Genomic DNA, 15406 nt, shown 5'->3' on the forward strand with positions numbered 1-15406 from the left:
AAGAAATTGGCTAATTTTAGAAGTGTATGCGTTTGATTATGCGCAGGTTATGGGAGTAACGCTTGCGTTCGGCGTTATAGATGCCATTGTGGTCCAGCGTATCGATGCGCACCTCGCCGTGCGCATGCATGATCTGCTGCCCCTCCAGCACCAGGCCAACGTGTGTAATGCGGCCTTCCGGGTTAGAAAAGTAGGCCAGGTCGCCGGGTTGCGCCTGCGTCACGAAATGGACCTCCTCCCCATGGTCTACCTGCTGGTAAGCATCGCGCGGTAACTGGTAGCCGCATATACCGAACACCAACTGCGTAAAGCCGGAACAGTCGATGCCGAAGATGGACTTGCCGCCCCACAAGTATGGCGCCTTCAGAAAGTTGTTTGCCACCTTCAAAAGCTGAACTGGCGTTGCGTGGGTACCTGGATTAGAGGCTCTGCCGGTATATTGGTACCGCTCCTCTCCCACCCGGATGCTCATCCCGTCGAAGAAAGGCAGGTAACAGCCGATGCCTACCGGAATCCGCACCTCTGCATTGCTTACCATCTGCACCAGGTCCATGGCGCGGGGGTGCTGCGCGCTGCGCCACTCCTTGTAGTACTCCGCTGATACTGGTGTGTGCTGCTTAAAGTCTATCCAGCCACGGTAGCCGTCGGCGGCCAACTGCAACTGCAGCCAGTTACCGTCGCGCGCCACCACCTCGTAGCACTCCCCAAAAGTAAGCTGCGTTACGATCTCCGCCTTGTCAGATGTCTCGGCGCGCATGGGCACCACACTCAGCATTCCTATTCCGTATTCCACTTTCTATTGATTTGAAGATTTGGAGATGTGAAGATTTGGAAATTTCTTCGGATTTGAAAGTATGATGCAAGACAACTCAGGTATTACTTTGGTATAAAGCACAGTAGAATTGCCATCACCGCCCTACATCTGCACATCTTCAATTTTAATATCCGCTCCGCTGCATTTCGCGTTTCACGTCTTTCTCTTTAATATCTTGTCGCTTGTCGAACAGCTTTTTACCCCTCGCCAGCGCAACCTCTACTTTAGCAAAGCCGCGGTCGTTTATGAACATGCGTATCGGGATGATGGTTACCCCCTGTTCCTCAGCGCCGCGCTCCAGTTTGCGCAACTCGCTCTTGTTCAGCAACAGCTTTCGGGCGCGCATGGGCTCGTGGTTATAGTGGGTACCCTCGGTATAGGTGGAGATGTGCACGTTGTGCAGCCACAGCTCGCCGCGCGTAAACACGCAGTAGCCATCCTGCATGTTCACCTTGCCCTCGCGTATCGACTTGATCTCGGTTCCCATCAGCATCACACCGGCGATATACTTGTCGAGGAACTGGTACTCGAAAGAGGCTTTGCGGTTAACGATGTTAACGTGCTTCTGTATTCTGTCTTTGTCTTTCGCCATTTATACTTTCTTCGGCGTCAAAATTTTCGCCAGTTTTTCTTTTTTCAAAATTTTCTGCCCGGTTTCTCCGTCGGCCACCAGGCGCTCGCCCACTTTGGCCGTGTAGCTGCAGATCACTTCGTTGCCCTCATACTTCTCAAGCGTGGCCACAATCTCCACATCCTCCCCCTCAAAAGCAGGTGCTTTATGATTAATGGTTAGGCAGGTGCCTATCCCCTCCTCATCATCCGCCTTCATCTCCAGCACAAACAAACGCCCCGCCCACTCCGCCGCCTGCGCCAGCGAGAAAGTGGAGCAAACCGCATGCACCAGCCCATCCTCAAAACGGGCAAAGTCCGCCGCCGTTACGTGCTTCACATAGGTACGGGTGTCGCCGGGTTTGATATTGCTGGTTGCTGATTGTTGGTTGTTGTCTTTCATAATCATCAGTTAAAGTATAGCATCTATCATGCTATGACAAAATAGCCGCTGGTTCAACCAAGACATCAAGTATCAATCAACAATTAAAACTTCAACCTCGGCTCCGGGCTGACGTACTGTGTGGCAAAATCGCCTTTAAGGTACTGGTAGTGAGCTGCCATGGCAATCATACCTGCATTATCAGTGCAATACTGAAAGGCCGGAATATACACATTCCAGTTATACTTTGCTGCATACTCCTGCATGGCTTTACGCAGCCCTGAATTAGCCGATACGCCACCGGCTATGGCAATTTCCGTTATGCCCAAATCCTTCGATGCCTTTACCATTTTCTTGAGCAGCGTCTTGATCAGCGTGTGCTGCACGCTGGCGCAAATATCGGCCAGGTTCTCCTGCACAAAATCCGGGTTCTCCTTCGTTTTATCTCTAAGGAAGTATAAAACAGAGGTTTTGATGCCACTGAACGAGAAGTTATACTCGGGCATGTTTCCCACCGGAAATTCGAAAGCATTTGGATTGCCCAGGGCGGCTGTTCTATCCAGCATCGGTCCGCCGGGGTATGGCAGGCCCAGCATTTTAGCCGTCTTGTCGAAGGCCTCGCCCACGGCATCGTCGGTGGTTTGCCCGATAATCTGCATGTCCAGGTGGTCTTTTACGAGCACGATCTGGGTATGGCCGCCGCTCACGGTTAAACAAAGGAACGGGAACTGCGGTTTAGGTTCCTCAATAAAATGGGCCAGAATGTGCGCCTGCATGTGGTTTACCTCTATTAATGGTATACCCAAACCAAGCGCAAACGACTTGGCAAAGGAGCAGCCAACTAAAAGTGCCCCTAAAAGGCCGGGGCCGCGGGTAAAGGCCACCGCATTTAACTCACTTTTTGCTACATTTGCCGTAAGCAAGGCCTGAGAAACCACTGGAATGATATTCTGCTGGTGGGCTCTGGAAGCCAGCTCAGGAACCACACCGCCATACTGCTCGTGCACGGCCTGTGTGTTTACGATGTTAGACAATACCTTGCCCCCACGGATTACCGCGGCGGAGGTCTCGTCGCAAGAAGATTCTATCGCTAAGATTGTAGGTTCGGTCATCTTTGGAAAAAGAACAGTCAACAAATTACTTCAAAGTTATAGGAAAAGCTATTCTAAAAATAGTTTTGGGGCTGTTCCTGTTCCTTTTCCTGCTTTTTGCAGCTGTTTTTGTCGCTATTCGCTTTCCGGCGGTGCAGACAAGGGTGACGCAGGAAGTGGCAGCCTACCTTTCCAAAGCCACCAAGCACGAGGTAAGTATAGGCCGGGTTGATATTGAATTTTTTAGCAACCTGGTGCTGGAGCGGCTGCAGGTAAAAGACAACCGCCAGCAGGAGCTTTTATACGTGGGGCGTGCCGAGGCCAACATCAACGCTTTTTCCATTTTCAGCCCAAACAACCTGAGCATCGGCACCTTGGAACTTGAGGAGCCGCGGGCCAACCTGGTGAAGTATGAGGGGGCCGACTCCCTCAACCTCAGCTCGTTTATACATGCGCTAAGCGACCTTTTTGCCAAAGACACCACCAAGGCTTCCAAACCTTTCAATTTTGACCTGGAGGAGCTGATCATCCGGAACGGGAAGTTTACCTACGACGACTTTAACTATCCGCCCGCAGCCTTTGGCATGGATTACAGGCACATGACTTATACTGGCATTAACGGCCAGTTTGATGACATTGTGCTGTACGATACGCTCCAGGTAAACATCACCGACCTGCAGGCCACCGAAACAAGGTCTAACACGCAGCTGCACAACCTGGATACCCGCATGACCTATGCCCCTACTTTTTGGGAGTGGGATAACCTGGATCTGCGGCTCAACAACAGCAACCTGCAGCAGTACGTCCGCTTCGACTATCATACCTTTGGCAACTTCACCCAATTTGTTGACAGCGTCAGTATGACGGCAAACCTGCAGGACAGCAAAGTATACTCGCAGGACATTGCCGTTTTTGCCCCGCAGCTGCAGGAGTACGACGAGAACCTGCAGGTAAACTCGCTAAAGCTAAAGGGACTGTTTAAGAACTTCTCAGCCAAGGACGTGGACCTGGAGTATGGCCGCAACACGCATATTGTTGGTAACATTGAGGCCGACGGGCTACCTAACATAAAAGAAACATTCGCGAGCCTGCGCCTCAAGCCCTCCACCATTAATGCCGAGGACCTGAAAAAGTTTATGCCGCAGGATGCCTACCAATTGGCAGCAAGGCTGGGCACGGTTCGTTTTGATGGCCGCTTTCTGGGCTTTTACAACGACTTTGTGGCCAACGGAGATTTCACGACAGCCTTGGGCAGCCTCCGCTCCGACATTAACCTCAAGATTGATGATAACAGACGTTCCTCTTCCTACAGCGGCTTTGTTACCACCAATGGGTTTAACCTCGGCCGGTTGCTTAACGCCGAAGACCGCATACAGCGCATCTCGATGAGCGGTAGGCTACAGGGCTCCGGCTTCACGCTGCCAACAGCCAACGTAAAAGCCGACCTGGAAGTGCGGCAGGTGCAGCTGCTGGGGTACGACTATAAGAACATAAAGGCAGACGGCGTGCTCAAAAACCAGGTGTTTGTGGGAGACGTTTCCATTGATGACCCCAACCTGATTTTTACCGCTAACGGGGAGATAAACCTGGCTGAAAAGCGCAAGGCCTTCAACATGGAAGCCGAGCTGGAGCGCATCGATTTTCAGGCCCTCAAGCTTTCACAAGATCCATTTATACTTAGCGCCCACGCCAACCTCGACTTTAAAGGGCTGAAACTCGATGATTTCGAAGGCACGGCACGCTTCGACAGCGCCTTTGTCAGCTACAACGGCAACAGCCTGCCGCTCGACTCGGTGCTCATACACTCCGAATTCGGGCAGGCCCAGCGCAGCTTGCAGCTGCAGTCGGACCTGGCTGAGGTAAACCTGGCTGGTAACTTTAACTACACCACCTTGCTGGCCGACCTGCAGGAACTGGTACAGGAGTATAAGCTGAACTTCGAGAGCAACAACCCTGCGACCACCGCCTACTACAACCGCAAGAAAAAAACAAATGAACCAGGCTACGCCATTGACTATACGTTAAACCTGAAAAAGGCAAACCCTATCCTGGAGCTGTTCGTGCCCGATCTCACCATCTCCGACAGCACTCTGGTGCAAGGTTCGTTCCGCCATGACGTTACTGCTATCCTGGAGCTATACGCAGCCATAGACACCATACTTTATGACGGCTACACCCTCTACGGAAACAAGGTCGAGCTGAATACCTCCAAGATGCTGGACAACCCGGATGTACTGGCTGCGGCCCTGTTCACCTCTCAGCGCCAGGAGCTTCCGGGCGCCGGCACTACCCAGGATTTCTTTGTGGAAGGCATTTGGAGCGAGCGCACTATACAGTTTGCCACCAGTTTACGTCAGCCTCAGAAAAACAACCGCGCCCTCATCACCGGCGACCTCAACTTCTTGCAGAATCAGATCCAGATCGTTTTCGACCAGTCGAACATCACGCTGCAGCAGAACCCTTGGGCTTTTGTGCCGGGCAACACTATCTATATAAGCGAGGGAGGTAGGCACCTGGTATTCGAGAATTTCGCGCTCACGAACAAAGACCAGGTCATCCGGGCAGAAGGCACTGTCTCTGACGACCCGGAGAGCAGCCTGCAGCTAAACGTGGAGCATTTCCAGTTGGAAAACCTAAACCCGCTCCTGCCTATGCCGATTTCCGGGGAATTGACCGGGCAACTCACCGCCAAAGATGTGTATCACAAGGCTGTGGTGAAGGGTGCCATTCAGGCAGATTCCTTTTTTCTGGATAAAGTATACATCGGCGACATTAAAGGCAATACCGACTGGACCAAAGCTAATGAAAGGGCCACGGTGGACGTAGGTATCCGAAGAGATAACAAAAAGGTGCTTTCGCTGACGGGCTTTTACAACCCTATGGCGGAGGAGGACCAACTGGACATGCTGGCGGTGCTGGACCAGGCCAACCTGAAGCTGGTGGAGCCGGTGCTCCGCGACCTGTTCTCCGACTTGGGAGGCAACATGGAAGGCCGCATCCGGGTGCTGGGCAACCTGGACTATCCGGTGCTGAAAGGCTCGGTAATGGTAACCAACGGGCAGTTCACCTTTAACTACCTGAACACCACCTACCGCTTCTCCGACCGCATATACTTCGGGCCGAACAGTATCAGCTTCCGGAATGCGCAGTTGCAGGACCTTTTCGGCAATAAGGCCACCGTTTCCGGCGGTATCGCGCACGACGGCTTTCAGAACATGGTGATAGACATGGAGGCCCGCTACCGCAACTTTATGGTGCTCAATACTACCGAAGTGCAGAATGAGCTTTTTTACGGAACAGCCTTCGCCACCGGTACGGCCAGCGTGCTGGGCCCCACCGAGAACCTGCAGGTGCGCGTGGATGCCCGCAGCGACGAAAACACCCGCATCGTGCTGCCGCTGGACTACCAAACCGACGTATCGCGCAAGGACTTTATCCGCTTTGTGAACAACAACCCGGAAGCTGGCGCTGCCGTGGAAGTAGAAACGGAAAATCGTAATGTGGACCTATCGGGCATTAACCTAAACTTTAACCTGGACGTGACGGACGATGCATACTTTGAGATCATCATTGACCGGACCACCGGTGACGTGATCCGGGGCTCGGGCAACGGCGACATCCAAATGACCATAGACACCCGCGGTGAATTTAATATGTATGGCACCTTCGAGATTTTGGAAGGAGCCTACAACCTGAACCTTCTGGAGGGCTTGGTAACCCGGGAGTTTAAAGTAGTACCAGGCGGCACGATTACCTGGAACGGCGACCCGACGGCCGGAGTGATGGACATCACTGCCAACTATACGCAGATGGCATCGTTTAGCGGTCTGTCTGGCGCAGCGGATAATATCACAGGTCGCTACCCGGTAACGGCTGTCATAGACCTGAACGGCCCGCTCCTGACGCCACAGATCCAGCTGGGCCTGAGCTTTGACCAGTTGCCGCAGGAAGTCCAGACATCTTTATACTCCTTGATCAACTCCATTAAGAGCGATGAGAGTGAGTTGAACCGACAGGTGTTCAGTTTGCTTGTGCTGCAGCGCCTCACGCCACAGGGCACGCTGGCTTTTGACAGCAGCATTGGGGCGGGCGCGGTGGGCGGCAGTTTAGGAAGCCTGTTATCCAGCCAGCTCAACAACTTCTTTAATAGCATAGACAGCAATTTGGAAGTGGACATCGGCCTCGGCAGCATCGGCGAGGATGCGCTGGCTTCGCTGCAGCTGCGCCTGAGTTATACTTTCTTCCAGGGCAGGCTGCGCGTGACCAACGAGACAGGCTTTGGCTCGGCAGGAACCGCGGATAACCCGCGCGGCAACGCTTATGTGGGAGATTGGCTCCTGGATTACTATATCTCACAGTCGGGAGAGCTGCGCGCGCGATTAGAGTATAACTCCACGCCAAACATTTATACAGGACGTATTACCCAGAGCCAGAGCGTGAGCTTGCTGCACACCAAGCGCTTCGACAACCTGCGGGAGCTTTTCCGCAGCGAAAAACGCGCGCGCCGGCAGCAGCGCCTGGAGATGGAGCGCGACCGCATCATTCTGGACTCTGACCCACGGCTGGAGCTTTAAAGTATAACTTGTTCAGGGCTACCGTTTTTTAAGCCAATCCGAAATCCGCCTGCGCATTTGTGAAATATATTTCTAATTTTGTGAGAAGGCTACCGCTATGGCAAGGAAAGTAAAACACATCAAAAAAAAGAAACTGGGCAATTACCCGCACCTGATGGTGGTGTTCAGCATCACGCTGGCACTGTTCGTAATCGGGGTGTTCGGGCTGCTGCTGATACATGCTGAGGAGCTCTCTGAAAAGGTGAAGGAGAACATGGAGATGCAGGTATACCTGGACCGCAACCTGACGGAAGTACAGCTGGTGCGCCTTCAGAAAACCTTTGCCGCCAAAGAGTTCATCGCCTATCAGAATGACACGGCGCAGGTGCGCTTTGTGTCGAAAGAAGAAGGCGCCAAAGCTTTTCTGGATGAAACCGGCGAGGACTTCATGACTTTTCTAGGCGACAATCCGTTGCGCGATGCCTACGTGCTCCGTATCGACGCTGACCACTCCAGCTCCGCCATGCTCAAAAGCATAAAACTGGACCTGGAGGACGTGGACGGCGTGTACGAGGTGCAGTATGTGGAAAGCCTCATCGAGTCCATTAACCAGAACATTCAGAAGATCAGCCTTATACTTATTGGCTTTGCCGCCATACTCGTGCTGGTGGTCATCATACTCATCAACAACACCATAAAACTGGCCCTGTACTCGCAGCGCTTCCTGATACGGAGCATGCAGCTGGTGGGCGCCACGTCCTTTTTTATACAACGCCCGTTCCTGAACCGCGCTGCCTGGCAGGGCATAGTAAGCGGCATACTTGCCTCTGCCCTACTGTTTGGCCTGATGCACTACGCTTATAACGAGATAACGGAGCTGCAGCTGCTGCGCAACGACGAGCAAACCTACATCCTGATGGGCGCGCTTGTGGCGCTTGGCCTGGTAATCGGGTTTATGAGCTCTTATCGCGCCGTGCGCAAGTACCTGGGCATGTCTTTAGACGAATTATACTAACACCATGGAGGAAAATAAAAACAACCTTGCCTTTGGCAAGAAGAACTACGTGTTGATGCTGGCCGGCATTGCGGTGCTGGCGCTTGGCTTTTTTATCATGACCCTGGACAGTGAGCAGTATGGCCTGGGCTTTATGGGCATCACGCTGGGGCCGTTGGTAGTGCTGGCAGGGTTTGCCATTGAATTTTTCGCCATCATGGCCAAAGACAAAACGAAGGAATAAATGAGCATCTGGCAGGCTATTATCTTAGCCATTGTTGAAGGATTAACCGAGTTCCTGCCCGTTTCCTCTACCGGGCACATGATCATTGCCTCCAGCCTGATGGGCATCAACGAGCTCCCGATCACCAAAATATTCGAGGTAAACATACAGTTCGGCGCCATCCTGTCGGTGGTGGTGCTCTACTGGCGCCGCTTTCTGCAGAGCTTTGATTTCTATAAGAAGCTACTGCTGGCTTTTATCCCGGCAGCCGTGATTGGCTTTGCCCTAAACGACGTCATAGATGCCATGCTGGAAAGCGTGGCCATTACCGCTGTGATGCTGGTGCTGGGCGGCGTGGTGCTGCTTTTCGTGGACAAGTGGTTCCGCCATGCCGATAAGGAGGAAGTGAACTATAAGAACGCGCTAACCATCGGTTTTTTCCAGTGCATCGCTATGATTCCGGGAGTGTCGCGCTCCGCGGCCTCCATTATCGGTGGTATGTCGCAGGGGGTTAGCCGCAAGGCCGCCGCCGAGTTCTCTTTCTTTTTGGCCGTACCAACCATGCTGGCCGCCGCTGGCTATAAGCTGGTAACCGACCTGCTGAAGCTGGAAATATCAGACCTCATCAAATTTGATCTCGTAAAAATTCAGAACAGTTTTGAAGTCATACATGCGGACGACCTGCAGCTGCTGCTGATAGGCAACGTGGTGGCCTTTTTTGTGGCCATGGCGGCGATCAGCTTCTTTATCAGCTTCCTGACCAAGTATGGCTTTAAACTTTTTGGATACTATAGAATTGCGCTGGGCCTGCTGATACTGGCCATGCTGGCCATGGGCTTTGACCTAACCGTTTAATTATGCAATACGATTTTGCCGCTGGCGAAATACTCCTTATAAACAAGCCGCTCGACTGGACCTCCTTCGATGTGGTAAAGAAAGTGCGCAACACCATCCGCGTAAAAAAAGTAGGCCACGCCGGCACTTTGGATCCGCTGGCTACAGGGCTGCTCATACTTTGTACAGGCAAGTATACCAAGCGCATCGATGAGATACAGGGACAGGAGAAAGAGTATACCGGCGTCATCCGCCTTGGAGAAATTACCCCCTCCTACGACCGCGAAACCGAAGTAACGGAAACCCGCGACATCAGCCACCTGAGTGAGGCTGACGTTAAAGGCGCCGCAGAAAGCTTTGTGGGCACCATAGAGCAGGTCCCTCCTATTTACTCTGCCGTGCAGATAAACGGCAAGCGCGCCTACGACCTGGCCCGTAAGGGTAAAGAGGTAGAGCTAAAATCCCGCACCGTTACCATCAGCGCCTTCGACATTACAAGTATAGATGGGCCAGAGGTAACATTCCGAGTAGTTTGCAGCAAAGGCACCTATATCCGCAGTCTGGCGCACGACCTGGGACAAAATTTGGGTGTTGGGGCACACTTGTCTAAACTGGAGCGAACCCGCATAGGGGAGTACAAACTGGAAGACGCCCTTACCATTGAAGACATCATAGAGATCAGGAAAAAACAGCTGGAGGAAGCGAATGAAGGTAATTCGTGATATAGCTGACTTTCCGCAACTGAGCCATGCCGTTGTCACCAGCGGCACGTTCGACGGTGTGCACATCGGGCACCAGAAAATACTGCGCCGCGTGCTGGAGCGGGCCCGCCAGAGCGATGGCCAGAGCGTGGTGATCACTTATTGGCCGCACCCGCGCCTGGTGCTGTTCCCGGAGGACAACGACCTGAAACTGCTCTCTACCATTGAGGAGCGCATCGAGCAACTCCAAAGCTTTGGAATAGACTACCTTCTGATCCTCCCCTTTACGAAAGAATTCTCCCGTACCTCCTCGCGTAGCTTTATCTCGGACATACTTGTTCGGGCCATTAATACCAAAGTGCTCGTGATCGGCTACGACCACCGGTTTGGCAAAAACCGCGAGGGCAGCTTTGAGCATTTGAAGGCGCGCTCCTCACAGTATGGCTTTGAGGTGGAGGAAATTCCGCGGCAGGATGTGGACGATGTGGGCGTGAGCTCCACCAAGATCAGGCGGGCGCTGGAAAGCGGCGATATTGAGATAGCGAACAGTTACCTGGGCAGGCCTTATAGTATAACTTCTGTGGTGGAGGAAGGCGACAAGATCGGCCGCACCATCGGCTTTCCGACAGCCAACCTGGCGCTGCCGCCCGCACACAAGCTTATACCAGGCAGTGGCGTTTATGCTGTATGGGCAGTGGTAGACCAAAAGCGCCACCCGGCCATGATGAACATCGGCCACCGCCCCACGGTAGATGGAAAGCAGCTTCGGCTGGAAGTGCACCTGCTAAACTTTAGCGGAGACCTATACGGCAAAGCCCTAACGGTGCAGTTTGTAGAGCAGCTTAGAAAGGAGCGAAAGTTTCACGACCTTGACGCTTTAAAAGCACAGTTAAAAAATGATCAGGAACAGACGGCGCATTTACTTTTAAACATCTAGCCATCAAGCAAAGAGGCCAGCCTGCACCACAGGCTGGCCTCTTTGATTACTGCCCCTGCTTTAAAGTAGGGCAAACCTTTCGCCCGTTTCACCCGAAAAAGGATTGTCATACTTTTATATGCCTATTTTTATATTTAACTTTCTAGAAACCTAGTCGGCTGGTAAGCGCTGTGAGCAAGTATACTTACCAGCTATTTCATACTACCAAACACACTACTATGATAAATAAAACTGTAAAAAACGTGCAGGAGGCGCTTCAGGGTGTTCAGGACGGCATGACCCTGATGCTGGGGGGCTTCGGCCTGTGCGGTATACCTGAAAATGCGATCCAGGAGCTGTTGCGCCTGGGCGTGAAACACCTGACCTGCATCTCCAACAATGCCGGTGTAGACGACTTTGGCATCGGCCTTCTGCTGCAACAGCACCAGGTCAAAAAGATGATATCGAGCTACGTGGGCGAGAACGCTGAATTCGAGCGCCAGCTACTAAGCGGAGAGTTGGAGGTAGAACTGATTCCGCAGGGCACTTTGGCTGAGCGCATTCGTGCCGGTGGCGCGGGCATTCCGGCTTTCTTCACCCCTGCCGGCTATGGCACCGAGGTGGGCGAAGGCAAAGAGAGCCGTGAGTTCAACGGAAAGATGTACCTGATGGAAGAGTGGCTGAAAGCGGATTTCTCCTTTGTAAAGGCCTGGAAAGGCGACACCGCCGGTAACCTCATCTATAAAGGCACGGCCCGCAACTTTAACCCCATGATGGCAGCTGCCGGCAAGATCACGGTGGCCGAGGTGGAGGAATTGGTGCCTGCCGGTGAGCTGGACCCGAACATGATCCACACCCCGGGCATCTACGTGCAGCGCATCTTCCAGGGCGAGAAGTATGAGAAGCGCATTGAACAGCGCACAGTCAGAACTGCTTAATTCAAAACTGAAATGGCTTTAGATAAAAATCAAATAGCGAAACGAATCGCAAAAGAAGTAAAGAACGGTATGTACGTGAACCTGGGCATCGGTATCCCGACGCTGGTGGCAAACTACATTCCGAAGGGTATAGAAGTGGTGCTGCAGTCGGAGAACGGGCTGTTGGGCATGGGTCCCTTCCCTACCGAAGACCAGGTAGACGCGGACCTGATCAACGCCGGAAAGCAAACGATCACTACCCTGCCCGGCTCCTCCATCTTCAACTCTTCGGAGAGCTTTGGCATGATCCGGGGCGAGCATGTGGACCTGACCATACTTGGCGCCATGGAAGTGTCTGAGAACGGCGACATCGCCAACTGGAAGATACCCGGTAAGATGGTGAAGGGTATGGGAGGCGCGATGGACCTGGTAGCCTCAGCCAAAAACATAATCGTGGCCATGCAGCACACCGCCCGAGACGGCTCCTCCAAGCTCCTGAAGGAGTGCACCCTGCCAATAACCGGCGTACACTGCGTGAAAAAGATTGTAACAGACCTGGCTGTGCTGGAAGTAGTAGAAGGTGGGTTCAAGTTGCTGGAGCGCGCGCCCGGCGTCAGCGTGGAGGACATTAAAGCAGCCACAGAGGGCAACCTGATCGTGGATGGTGACGTGCCGGAGATACAAGTATAAAAAATACGCTGCACCGGCAGTTTACCCTAAAGCGCAGCCATAAACTGCGCTTTTCCTTTTATTTTTGCACCATAATGGCTGTACAGCAAGCATAGTGCAGGTATACCATATCAAAAGTATGGCCTCACAACGTATATAGAGCCATAAGTATAAAATAATGATTACATAATGAGTGAAAGAGAAGAAACAAGTTTTGAACATAGATTACTGCTGCGCCAGCTGGAGCTGAAGGATTACAAAGAGGTCAAGGAGATCATGGACATTGTGTATTCCAGCATCGATGGCGCCTGGACCCGCAAAGAGTTCTCTAACCTGCTGAAGAAGTTTCCGGAGGGGCAGATCTGCATTGAGGATAACGGACGGGTGGTAGCAGCGGCTTTAAGCCTTGTAATTGACTATGACGAGTATGGCGACAAGCACACCTACGACCAGATTATTGACAAAGGCAGCTTTAAAACCCATGACCCGGAAGGCGACACGCTGTATGGTATCGATGTGTTTGTGCATCCGGAGTACCGTAACCTGCGCCTGGGCCGTCGCCTCTACGATGCCCGTAAAGAGATCTGCGAAAAGCTGAACCTGCGCGGCATCATTGCCGGAGGCCGTATCCCCGGGTATAAGGATTACGCGAACAAGCTCACGCCGGCCAAGTACATTGAGATGGTGCGCAACAAGGAGCTTTCTGACCCGGTGCTGTCTTTCCAGCTGAGCAACGGCTTCCACGTGCGCCGCATCCTGAAAGGCTACCTGCCCGACGACAAAGACTCCAAAGCCTATGCCACGCTGCTGGAGTGGATCAACGTATATTTTGAGGAGAAGGAGAAACTGATCGGCGGCAAGAAAACGGTGGTACGCATTGGCATTGTGCAGTGGCAGATGCGCGCCATCAAGGACATCGACGATTTTATGCAGCAGGTGGAGTTCTTCGTAGACACGGTGAGCTCTTACAAATCCGACATTGTGATGTTCCCGGAGTTCTTTAATGCGCCTCTCATGGCGCTCTCCAACGAGGACACTCCCTCCGAGGCTATCCGAAGTATGGCTGAGTATACCGAGGAGATCCGCGAAAGGATGGTGCAGCTGGCATTATCCTACAACATCAACATTATTGCCGGTAGCATGCCGGAGTACTACGACAACAAGCTCTACAACGTGAGCTACCTCTGCCGCCGCGATGGCACCTACGATGCACAGTATAAGCTGCACGTAACGCCGGACGAGTCGCATTATTGGGGCATGCGCGGTGGCCATAAGCTCAAGATCTTCGACACAGACATCGGCAAAATCGGCATCCTGATCTGCTATGACGTGGAGTTCCCGGAGCTGGCCCGTATGCTCTCTGATATGGACATGAAGATTCTCTTCGTACCCTTCTGGACGGATACCAAGAACGCCTACTTGCGGGTGCGCCTCTGTTCCCAGGCCCGTGCCATCGAAAATGAGTGCTACGTCGCCATCACGGGCAGTGTAGGTAACCTGCCGAAGGTAGAGAACATGGACATCCAATACTCACAGTCCGCCGTCTTCTCCCCTTCCGACTTTGCCTTTCCGCACGATGCAGTGATTGCAGAGGCCACGCCGAACACAGAAATGACGCTCATCGCCGACCTGGACTTGGACCTGCTGAAGGACCTGAATACGGCCGGAAGCGTGCGGAACCTGAAGGATCGTAGAAAGGACCTGTATAGCTTAAGTTGGGTTATGAGAAAAGACGAGTAGTAACTAAAATAAAACAGCGGCTGTCACTTATGGGAGCCGCTGTTTTATTTTATGCTTTATGGGGAGGAAGAAACTATACCGCAAGTTTTCTATTGCGTTTCTTTTCCAGGCGGAGTGCCACGATAATACCAATCAGAAAGGCCAAGCCTCCCCCGATTGCCAGGTACTTTAGCAGTTTTGGCCCAGTAGGACGTAGTCGTGGGGCAAAACCATTTACAATTTGAATGTTATCCAACTGTTCCAGATTGGCCTCAAGCCTTACCTGTTGCTCATACATTCTAATACTTTCCCGAAAAAGCGTGGACGGGTCCAACGGCTCTCCGTAAACAAATCCATTCACAGGTCCGCGAGGGTTGGCAGCTGTGGTTTTTATACTATCCAGGGCAGCTATCTCACCTTTTAGTTTGCCTATCATACTTTCCATCTCTCGCTGCTTTATCAGTTTTTGCTTCGAAAAGTAGCGGTTGCCTTCCAGGTAATTAGCTAAGGCCGGCTCCAACGAGCTAAGAAGCTTGTTATCAAAAAGAGAAAGCTCTATCTCAAAGGGCGAACCCGTCAACACACTATCCTCCGAAACAAGGTTTTCGTCCAGATTAGTGTATGTCATCTCTTTGATCTTGCGCGCAGAGGCAGGGCTAATGTCCAATTCACCCGCCACAGCCTCATAGTTCTCATCTTCAATCATCAGCGAAAGCCTGTTCAGCTGGTTCTCCACGAACTGGTTCCGAATTTCAGCCAAGACAAGTGTCATGGAGGAGGTGTAGTAGGGTTTTGAAATTTTAAAGAATCCTGCCCCTGCAGCAACGCCTATTAAAGTAATAATGCCTACTCGCAATGCATGAAGCCTTACTGCTCTTAACGCAAAGGTGAAGCTTCTCCTCATGCGAACAGAAAAGCGGTGCAGGGCCTGAAAAATTGGTGTAAGGTCTATTTCATCCTTTTCTTTCATTGTTTCCATAACAG

The 15406-nt window shown here is 52.4% G+C and carries 14 protein-coding genes; 9 read left to right on the forward strand and 5 right to left on the reverse strand.

Annotation, left to right across the window (positions count from 1 at the left end):
• Positions 1-16: 16 nt before the first annotated feature.
• The 4 genes from FJM65_RS01835 to tsaD form a co-directional block, all read right to left on the reverse strand.
• The gene (locus FJM65_RS01835) at positions 17-793 is read right to left on the reverse strand and encodes a C40 family peptidase (protein ID WP_239022788.1); all 777 of its coding nucleotides are present in this window, start codon (positions 791-793) and stop codon (positions 17-19) included.
• A gap of 145 nt (positions 794-938) precedes the next feature.
• Positions 939-1406 (reverse strand): SsrA-binding protein SmpB, encoded by a 468-nt coding sequence (gene smpB / locus FJM65_RS01840; protein ID WP_140618816.1) that lies wholly within the window; start codon positions 1404-1406, stop codon positions 939-941.
• Positions 1407-1826 carry a thioesterase family protein gene (locus tag FJM65_RS01845; RefSeq protein ID WP_140618818.1) on the reverse strand — a complete coding sequence of 140 codons (420 nt, stop codon included), beginning with the start codon at positions 1824-1826 and terminating at the stop codon, positions 1407-1409.
• Positions 1827-1909: 83 nt separating this feature from the next.
• On the reverse strand, positions 1910-2917 hold the full coding sequence (tsaD, locus tag FJM65_RS01850) for a tRNA (adenosine(37)-N6)-threonylcarbamoyltransferase complex transferase subunit TsaD (RefSeq protein WP_140618820.1): 1008 nt from the start codon (positions 2915-2917) through the stop codon (positions 1910-1912).
• 65 nt (positions 2918-2982) lie between these two features.
• On the opposite strand from tsaD, the gene FJM65_RS01855 reads away from it, so the two are divergent.
• The 9 genes from FJM65_RS01855 (at position 2983) to FJM65_RS01895 (ending at position 14443) form a co-directional block, all read left to right on the forward strand.
• On the forward strand, positions 2983-7470 hold the full coding sequence (locus FJM65_RS01855) for a translocation/assembly module TamB domain-containing protein (RefSeq protein ID WP_140618823.1): 4488 nt from the start codon (positions 2983-2985) through the stop codon (positions 7468-7470).
• A gap of 97 nt (positions 7471-7567) precedes the next feature.
• Positions 7568-8464: a cell division protein FtsX gene (locus FJM65_RS01860; RefSeq protein WP_140618825.1), complete on the forward strand. Its 897-nt coding sequence runs from the start codon at positions 7568-7570 to the stop codon at positions 8462-8464.
• 4 nt (positions 8465-8468) lie between these two features.
• On the forward strand, positions 8469-8687 hold the full coding sequence (locus FJM65_RS01865; protein WP_140618827.1) for a DUF3098 domain-containing protein: 219 nt from the start codon (positions 8469-8471) through the stop codon (positions 8685-8687).
• Positions 8688-9521, forward strand: a complete 834-nt coding sequence (locus FJM65_RS01870; protein ID WP_140618829.1) for an undecaprenyl-diphosphate phosphatase — start codon at positions 8688-8690, stop codon at positions 9519-9521. It abuts the gene before it with no gap.
• Between the two features lie 2 nt (positions 9522-9523).
• Positions 9524-10222: a tRNA pseudouridine(55) synthase TruB gene (truB, locus tag FJM65_RS01875; RefSeq protein ID WP_140618831.1), complete on the forward strand. Its 699-nt coding sequence runs from the start codon at positions 9524-9526 to the stop codon at positions 10220-10222.
• A complete protein-coding gene (locus FJM65_RS01880) occupies positions 10206-11138 on the forward strand; it encodes a bifunctional riboflavin kinase/FAD synthetase (protein WP_140618834.1) in 933 nt (310 codons plus the stop codon). Before truB ends, FJM65_RS01880 begins: the two co-directional genes overlap by 17 nt.
• Positions 11139-11356: 218 nt before the next feature.
• The gene (locus FJM65_RS01885) at positions 11357-12055 is read left to right on the forward strand and encodes a CoA transferase subunit A (RefSeq protein ID WP_140618836.1); all 699 of its coding nucleotides are present in this window, start codon (positions 11357-11359) and stop codon (positions 12053-12055) included.
• Between the two features lie 12 nt (positions 12056-12067).
• Complete coding sequence (locus FJM65_RS01890) at positions 12068-12724, forward strand: CoA transferase subunit B (RefSeq protein ID WP_140618838.1); 657 nt, start codon at positions 12068-12070, stop codon at positions 12722-12724.
• Positions 12725-12892: 168 nt separating this feature from the next.
• Entirely contained in the window at positions 12893-14443 is a 1551-nt protein-coding gene (locus tag FJM65_RS01895; protein ID WP_140618840.1) for a bifunctional GNAT family N-acetyltransferase/carbon-nitrogen hydrolase family protein, read from the forward strand.
• Between the two features lie 73 nt (positions 14444-14516).
• Here the strand turns inward: FJM65_RS01895 and FJM65_RS01900 are convergent, their stop codons facing one another.
• Complete coding sequence (locus FJM65_RS01900; RefSeq protein ID WP_181163609.1) at positions 14517-15392, reverse strand: chain length determinant protein; 876 nt, start codon at positions 15390-15392, stop codon at positions 14517-14519.
• Positions 15393-15406 lie beyond the last annotated feature (14 nt).

It is taken from the genome of Pontibacter mangrovi, assembly GCF_006385705.1.
GTDB lineage: Bacteria > Bacteroidota > Bacteroidia > Cytophagales > Hymenobacteraceae > Pontibacter > Pontibacter mangrovi.